The sequence below is a fragment of the Pseudomonadota bacterium genome (genome assembly GCA_030860485.1).
Taxonomy (GTDB): Bacteria; Pseudomonadota; Gammaproteobacteria; order JACCXJ01; family JACCXJ01; genus JACCXJ01.
On sequence record JALZID010000055.1, the window covers coordinates 1 to 7,759 of the forward strand.

A 7,759-nucleotide genomic window follows, 5' to 3' on the forward strand; every position below is an offset into this window, starting at 1 on the left:
AGGCGAGCGCCGCGGTAGCGGTCGCGATCTGGGTGACGGCCATGGCCATGCCGGCATTGCCGTCCGCCGCCACCGCGCTGCCGGCGTTGAAGCCGAACCACCCGACCCACAGCATGGAGGCCCCGACCACAGTCAAGGTGAGGTTGTGCGGCGGCATGGCCGTGGTCGGAAAGCCCTTGCGCTTTCCGAGGACGAGGGCGGCCACGATCCCGGCGATCCCGGCGTTGATGTGGACCACGGTGCCGCCGGCGAAGTCGAGCACGCCCCAGTCCCACATCAGCGCGCCGTCCCCGCTCCAGACCATATGCGCGATCGGGGCATAGACCAGGAGCAGCCATAGCCCCATGAACCACAACAATGCCGAGAACTTCATACGCTCGGCGAAGGCCCCGACGATCAGCGCCGGGGTGATGATCGCGAACGTCATCTGGAAGGTCATGAACACGGTCTCGGGGACCGTGAGCGTCAGGCTGTCGCGCCCGACCCCCTCCAGAAAGGCCTTGTTGAGGCCTCCGATGAAGGAGAAGAGATTGACCACGTCTTTCTCCATGCCGGTGGTATCGAAGGCCAGGCTGTAGCCCGCCACCATCCACAACACCGTGACCAACGAGGTGATCGCGAAGCATTGCATAAGCACCGACAGCACATTCTTGGCCCGCACCATGCCGGCGTAGAAAAGCGAGAGTCCGGGCACGGTCATGAACAACACCAATGCCGTCGCGGTCAGCATCCAGGCCGTGTCTCCGGAGTTCAGGGTAGGACCCGAAGGTTCTTCTGCGACCGCGGTCTCTTCGACCAGCACTTCTTCGACAACGGGTGTTTCCGCTTCGGGCTCCGGCGTTGTCACCTGGTCCTCCGGCGGGGCCTCCTGCGCCGTGGCGGGGACCATCCACGCGGCCCCGAAAAGCGCGAACAGCAAGATGCCCGCCCTCCCCATTTGCCCCAAGGGGCGCACTAGCGTCTTCATTAGCTTTGTTTCCTCCCTACATGCGATCAATCGCTCGCAAGCGCCCTCAGAGCGCATCAGCGCCGGTCTCGCCGGTGCGGATCCGCACTACCTGGGCCAGCTCATAGACGAAGATCTTCCCGTCCCCGATCTTGCCGGTGCTGGTGGCCTTGATGATGGCCTCGACGACCGGCTCGACCTGGTCGTCCGTGACCGCGACCTCGACCTTGACCTTGGGCAAGAAGTCCACCACGTATTCGGCGCCCCGGTAGAGCTCCGTGTGCCCCTTCTGCCGTCCAAAGCCCTTGACCTCCGTGACGGTGATGCCTTGCACCCCCACGTCCGACAAGGCCTCTCGGGCATCGTCGAGCTTGAAGGGTTTAATGATTGCCGTAACCAGTTTCATAGATCTACCTCGTGCTGAGACTCCTGTGCCGCCCATAAACCGCCGGATGGCGGGCCGAACGAATCGGCCTCGCCGTCCCCTGTTTTTCGAGACTCATGACGCCGGCCGCACGGAATGGATTGGTACGGAGCATTCTACGAGTCCCGGATCGAGTCGTAATTGAAAACTCTGGCAGAACTTACGTTATTCCAAGCAACCAGGCCCGATTTAGAAGGTGATGACGAAATCGGTCGCAAACAACAATTGCTCTTCATCGGTGCCGCCGTCAAAGGGCTCTGACGTACCCGGTGGGGCGGATAAATCTGCCCAATCATACCGGACTTCAGGACGGACGACGAGCCAGGTATACGGCTTCCAGTTCAATCCGGCTGTGATCGCATAGTAGCTTGCGCCGGTGCCGAACCCGGGGCCAGCACGATTCCCGAATCCAACGGGGGCAACCTGAAAGCCTTCATCGTCGTGGAACCACTCGCCGCGTAGCCCGGCACGCAACGAATCATTCACATCATAGAATAAGTAGGAGTTTATACCGTACCAGCGGGCTTCTCCGGTTCCGCGTGAATCCGAATCCTTCACGGCCCCATTATCGTGCTGCAATACCCAGGTGAGATGTTCCACTAATTGGTGGCTAATCACAATACTATAAAGTGAGCGATTTTCACCAGTCAACTTGTCGTCACCGGAAATGCCCGTAATGGTCGCGGAAGTAGCGCCGCTATCGCTGGTCCATGTCAATCCCCCTAGACCGCTAAAGCGTTCCGAATTCACGTCCCAATTGTCCCAACCATTTACCGCGCCTGCCGTGAGCGTGAAATTTCCGGTTAGAGGATAGCTAAATAACACGCCTGTATGGGTAAAAGGTTCCCCATACTGCATCGTATAGGCATGCGTATAGAAGAAATTACCGGTTGCGGGTACGACCTCGTAACCGATCGGCGTATAGAAGTGCCCTATCTTGGCGCTAAGCCCATTTCCTACCGGCATAAACATCTCAAGATATAGCTGAGGTGCGGCGAAATCAAAGAATCTCGGCCCTCCGTCAAATGGATCTTGAACGACTTGGTCGTCGAGACCGGTAGCTTGGGTAAACCGTGGATCGCTGCCGATCATAAGATCAGCCCTAAAGCCAAAGTCAAACTGGTCACCTTCCTTGTTCGTTGCCCGCTCGAAGTATAGATTGAACTGATTGGGCATGATGGTATTGGCCCGATCGGCGAACGAGGTAAGACCGTTGAATTCATCATCGGGGATATCCGGATTATAGGTGACTCCAGCCGCGAACCAGGCTCCAACCGTAACCCCCAGTGACTTGAGCACGGGAACGCTATTAATATCGTATCCGAAGAGTGCACCGATCATCCCAGAGGGTTCCGTTGTCTCACTTCCCGCTGCTTCGACTGTGGCCTCGTCAGCCATCGCAAAGGGCATAGAAAATAATAGCGTACCTGATGAAATCAATACGCGGAGCAGTACCCCGCGCAGGGTGATCGCTACGTAATATGCGCTTTTCATCGCTCCTCTCCTCCCAGCCAAACGATTATCGAAAGTTATCGCAAACCCGCTCGTCCTTGGGCACGCCCGGACGTTAGGAACTGGTTCCTCTTTTCGCGAGGCGCACGCGGTGTCCGTCACCACGCCTATTTCGTGACGACTGCCGATTCTGTCTGTTACCCCTTCGCCCAGCTTCTCTTCAATGGCACGTCGAGCGCAGCCGCCGCTGCGCGTTGGATCCGCTGCCGCCGCAATGCCTGGTTCTCTCCGCGAGAGGCACACCGTCGCATCCATTGGGGTGCATGCGTCAGTGAAGTCCTGCGTTATTTTTCAGCACGTTCGGCATACCCCGTGCCATGAGCCAGCAACCAGCCGATTGTCTTTATATTCAACCCAATAGCTTGATAGCAGGATGTCACGGGACAACCCTCGCTCCCCGCCGGCGCACCAGTATGGCACACGCGCACGGCTATGGCACTACTAGCGGACGCGCTCTCTCGCGAGCGCCCGACCGCCGATGTCGCGGCGGTAATGCATCCCCTCGAAGTGGACGCGCGACAGGCGCTCGTAAGCGCGCCGCTGTGCCTCGCCGACCGTGCCGCCGAGCGCACACACACAGGCGACCCGGCCACCCCCCGTGACCACCGCGCCGCCGTCGGCGACCGTCCCCGCATGGAAGATCCGCGTGTCCACATCGCCGAGGTCCCGAAGGCCCGTGATCACGTCGCCCTTGCGGTAGCTGCCGGGATAGCCCTGGGCGGCCAACACCACCCCGAGCGCGGGACGCGGATCCCAGTCCGGCATAAGTCCGGCCAGACGGCCGGCGAGCGCCGCTTCCAGAGGCTCGACCAGGTCCGAGCACAGGCGCATAAGCAGTACCTGGGCCTCGGGGTCCCCCAGGCGGCAGTTGAACTCGAGCACGCGCGGGCTCCCATCGGGTGCGATCATGAGCCCGGCGTACAGGAACCCCCGATACGGATGGCCTTCCTCCGCCATACCGCGCAACGCGGGGGTGATCACCTCTCGCATCACGCGCTCATGGACCGCGGGGCCGAGCACCGGGGCGGGGGAGTAGGCGCCCATGCCCCCGGTATTGGGGCCCAGATCGCTGTCCCCGAGCGCCTTGTGGTCCTGGGAGCTTTGCAGCGGCAGGGCCTCGCGGCCGTCGCAGAGCGCGATGAAGCTGGCCTCCTCTCCGCCGAGGAACGCCTCGACCACGATGCGCCGGCCGGCGGCACCGAAGGCCTCGCCGGACAGCATCGCCTCGGCCGCCGCGAGCGCCTCTCCTCGGGTATGCGCGATCACGACCCCTTTGCCGGCGCAAAGGCCATCGGCCTTCACGACCAGCGGGAGGTCGTGGCCGGCGATGTAGGCGCACGCCGCATCGAGATCGGAAAAGCCCTCCCCGGCGGCGGTCGGGATCGCATGCCGGCGCATGAAGCCCTTGGCGTAGGACTTCGACCCCTCGAGGGCCGCCCCCGCGCGCCTCGGCCCGAGACACGGCAGGCCGGCCGCTTCGAAATCATCCGCGATCCCAGCGCAGAGCGGTCCCTCGGGGCCGACGACGGTGAGGTCTACCCGATTCGAAACCGCGAAGCGCAGCAGCCCCGTGAGGTCCTCGGACGCGATCGCGACGTTCTGCGCCTTGGGTTCGGCGACCGTCCCGGCATTGCCAGGCGCCACATAGACCTCGGAAACGCGCGGCGATTGCGCGAGCTTCCAGCACAGGGCGTGCTCGCGGCCGCCGCCGCCGACCACCAGGACCTTCAGCCCCTCAGTGATCAGAAGTTCAGTGGCGGAAATGACGGATCCCCGTCAGGACCATCGCCATCCCGTGCTCATCGGCGGCCGCGATGACCTCTCGGTCGCGCATCGAGCCACCCGGCTGGATGACGGCCGCTACCCCGACCTCCGCAGCGGCGTCGATGCCGTCGCGGAACGGGAAGAAGGCGTCCGAGGCCATGACCGAGCCCGCTATCCCAAGCCCCGCCTCGGCGGCCTTGGCGACACCGATCCGCGCGCTCTGGACGCGGCTCATCTGGCCGGCCCCGATGCCCACGGTGTGCCTGCCGTGGGCATAGACGATGGCGTTGGATTTGACGTACTTGACCACCCGGAAGGCGAACAGGAGATCGCAGACCTCGGCCTCGGTCGGGGCGCGCCGGGTCACGACCTCCAGGGCATCGCGGGAGGCGCCGGCCTCGTCCCGGTCCTGGACCAGGAGCCCGCCGCGGACGCGCTTGCAGTCGAAACCGCGGCTCGCAGGAGGTCCGGGGTAGCCGGTGGCGAGGACGCGCACGTCGGCCTTGCCGCGCAGCGTCGGGAGGGCGGCCGGTTCGACCTCGGGGGCCGCGATCACCTCGACGAACTGGCGTTCCAGGATAGCCGCCACCGTGGCCTCGTCGAGCGGCCTGTTCACGGCGATGACGCCCCCGAAGGCGGAGGTCGGATCGGCCTCATAGGCGCGCTCGTAAGCCTCTAAGGGGGTCGTCCCGAGCGCCACGCCACAGGGGTTCGCGTGCTTGACGATCACGCACACCGGGTCCGGGAAGGCGAAGGCGCAATCGAGGGCCGCGTCGGCATCGGCGATGTTGTTGTAGGACAGCGGCTTGCCCTGGAGCATGCGCGCCGCCGCCACGCTCCCTTCGGGGGGCGCCGGCTCAACATAGAAGGCCCCTTGCTGGTGGGGGTTCTCGCCATAGCGCAGGTCCTCGCGCTTCAGGAGATCCAGGCACAGTCGCGCCGGAAACCCTACGATGTCTTCGGTGTCGCCCGCCCGCCCCCCGAGATAGCGAGCGATCGCGGCGTCGTACTGGGCGGTATGACCGAAGGCCTTGCGCGCCAGCTCATAGCGTGTCTCCTCCGGCACCACCCCGCCGTTGGCCTCCATCTCCGCGATGAGGCGGGGGTAATCCCCGGGCTCCACCACGACGGTCACCGAGAGGTAATTCTTGGCGCCGGCGCGCAGCATGGCGGGACCGCCGACATCGATGTTCTCGATGGCCTCGGCGAGCCCGCAACCGGGTTGCGCGACGGTCGCTTCGAAGGGGTAGAGGTTGACGACCACGAGGTCGATGGGCGCGATCCCGTGCGCGGCCATGACCGCCTCATCGAGTCCACGCCGAGCCAGGATACCGCCGTGGACCTTGGGGTGCAGGGTCTTCACCCGTCCGCCCAGGATCTCCGGAGCATCGGTGTAGTCGGCGACCTCGAAAACGGGCAGGCCGTGGTCCCGGAGCAGCCGCGCCGTCCCGCCGGTCGACAGGATCTCGATGTGGCGCCCCGCCAGATAAGCCGCGAGAGCGATGAGCCCGGTCTTGTCCGATGCGCTCAGGAGCGCGCGTTGGATGGGCGCCATGGGTGTCCGAAAGTTAGCAGAGTTCGTACTTTTTCAAACGCTTACGCAATGTCCCCCGGTTAACCCCGAGGAGCTCGGCGGTCTTGGTGAGGTTGCCGCGGGTGCGGGCCAGCGCGACCTCGAAGAGGGCGCGCTCGACCTCGGACAACACCAGATCGTAGAGCGGTGCCGGCGTGAAGCCATCGAGCTCCGAGAAATAGATATCCAGGGAGCACTTGACGCACTGACGTAACGGGCCGCGCCGGCGCTCCTCGCGCAACGCCTCTACGTTAGCGCCCGGTTCGCGGGCGGTGCTATCCACGGTGGTGATCCACGGGACGGAGTCGATCCTCGGGAAGGATTGGTTTTGTTCAGCCACCGCCCCACGCGGTGGCGCAGCGGAGGCGCGCCTGGCCCGGGGCACTCCCCAAGCGAGCGGATGATAGCCCGAATGACTGCGCCGTGAAAGCTTTGTGACGGGGGCCCTGCCGGCGAGCGCCAAGTGCGTACCCAGGCTACAAAAACCGGAGCTCGAAGCTGGCCGGAGGCCGCTTCGGGCCGACCAGTTCCAGGACCACATGGAGCGGCTGCCCGGCGGGCATGAGGGCATCGGCGTCCAAAGCCCGGGCCAGATATTCGCGTGGCTCGAAGCGCCGCCCGGCCACGACCGCACCTTCCGTGTCGTAGAGCGCCAGCTCCAGAATCGGATAGGGTTGGGCGAACGCCGCCTGATTGACCAGGATGGCGTTGACGAGCAGCGCGTCCCGATAGCGCGGGTGCTCGCGCAGATCGCGCTCCATGATGCGGACGGCCCCGGGGTCGCGCGGCCCCGGTAACTGGCAGCCGGCAAAGGCACACGCCGCGGCGACGGGTTCCTGTAGCTCTGGGTAGGCCCTGAGCAACTCGGCGCCGCGAAACCAGGCGAGCTGCGCGAACAGGCAGAGCGTCATCAGGACCGTGAGCGCGACCCACCCGGCCCGGGCGAGTGGGCGCGGGCGCTCGCTCGCCACGAGCATGGCATGCGCGGTGAGCGCCAGGGTCGCGACGGGTCCCGTCCCGGTATTCGGATCGCCTCCCGCTCGCCCGAGGACCGCCGCCGACCGCGTGGCCGAAACGGTTTCGGCCGAAAACGCTTCGGTCGGATTCCGGTCCATCTCGTCCGAGAGATCTATTCCGGTGGCCTCTAGCGGATCAGGCCGTGGTTCGACCACCCCCGCGGAGAGGATGGGCCGGGCGGAGTCTTCGAGCGCTTCGACGGCGTCGAAGACCCCGAAACAGACGCCGCAGCGTACCAGCCCGCGCGCGGCCCTGAGGTCGGCGGGCGCGACCCGGAACACCGTGGCACAGTCTGGGCAGCGGGCCAGCATGGTTGCGCGAACGGACTAGTGGAGTGTCCCTTAAATAACTTGACAGATTCTCTGGCAATTGCTATGCTTACGGTCATGCAGAACACGAGGCTGTCGATCGAGTTGAAACGGCTGAACGGACGCAGCTCGAAAAGTGGGAGTCCTCACATGGGACCCCGAGGGAAAAACAAGAAGGGATAATCTGTAAAGTTATTCAAGGGACACTACACTAG

7 protein-coding genes are annotated in these 7,759 nt (G+C 64.3%); all 7 read right to left on the reverse strand.

Annotated features, from left to right (window positions below; translation table 11 throughout):
* The coding region (locus tag M3461_03055) for an ammonium transporter (protein ID MDQ3773409.1) at window positions 1-730 on the reverse strand (730 nt) is incomplete at its 3' end.
* A gap of 283 nt (window positions 731-1,013) precedes the next feature.
* Window positions 1,014-1,352: a P-II family nitrogen regulator gene (gene glnK, locus M3461_03060; GenBank protein MDQ3773410.1), complete on the reverse strand. Its 339-nt coding sequence runs from the start codon at window positions 1,350-1,352 to the stop codon at window positions 1,014-1,016.
* Between the two features lie 207 nt (window positions 1,353-1,559).
* The gene (locus M3461_03065; GenBank protein MDQ3773411.1) at window positions 1,560-2,864 is read right to left on the reverse strand and encodes a porin; all 1,305 of its coding nucleotides are present in this window, start codon (window positions 2,862-2,864) and stop codon (window positions 1,560-1,562) included.
* 459 nt (window positions 2,865-3,323) lie between these two features.
* On the reverse strand, window positions 3,324-4,613 hold the full coding sequence (gene purD, locus M3461_03070; protein MDQ3773412.1) for a phosphoribosylamine--glycine ligase: 1,290 nt from the start codon (window positions 4,611-4,613) through the stop codon (window positions 3,324-3,326).
* A gap of 19 nt (window positions 4,614-4,632) precedes the next feature.
* Window positions 4,633-6,201, reverse strand: a complete 1,569-nt coding sequence (gene purH / locus M3461_03075) for a bifunctional phosphoribosylaminoimidazolecarboxamide formyltransferase/IMP cyclohydrolase (protein ID MDQ3773413.1) — start codon at window positions 6,199-6,201, stop codon at window positions 4,633-4,635.
* A 13-nt stretch (window positions 6,202-6,214) separates the two neighbouring features.
* The gene (locus M3461_03080; protein ID MDQ3773414.1) at window positions 6,215-6,559 is read right to left on the reverse strand and encodes a Fis family transcriptional regulator; all 345 of its coding nucleotides are present in this window, start codon (window positions 6,557-6,559) and stop codon (window positions 6,215-6,217) included.
* A gap of 136 nt (window positions 6,560-6,695) precedes the next feature.
* On the reverse strand, window positions 6,696-7,547 hold the full coding sequence (locus tag M3461_03085) for a zinc-ribbon and DUF3426 domain-containing protein (protein MDQ3773415.1): 852 nt from the start codon (window positions 7,545-7,547) through the stop codon (window positions 6,696-6,698).
* Between the last annotated feature and the right edge of the window lie 212 nt (window positions 7,548-7,759).

Excerpts from the sequence above, each read along its gene's own strand:
- glnK (MDQ3773410.1), bottom strand. The coding sequence starts at position 1,352 with ATGAAACTGGTTACGGCAATCATTAAACCCTTCAAGCTCGACGATGCC.
- M3461_03065 (MDQ3773411.1), bottom strand. The coding sequence starts at position 2,864 with ATGAAAAGCGCATATTACGTAGCGATCACCCTGCGCGGGGTACTGCTC.
- purH (MDQ3773413.1), bottom strand. The coding sequence starts at position 6,201 with ATGGCGCCCATCCAACGCGCGCTCCTGAGCGCATCGGACAAGACCGGG.
- M3461_03085 (MDQ3773415.1), bottom strand. The coding sequence starts at position 7,547 with ATGCTGGCCCGCTGCCCAGACTGTGCCACGGTGTTCCGGGTCGCGCCC.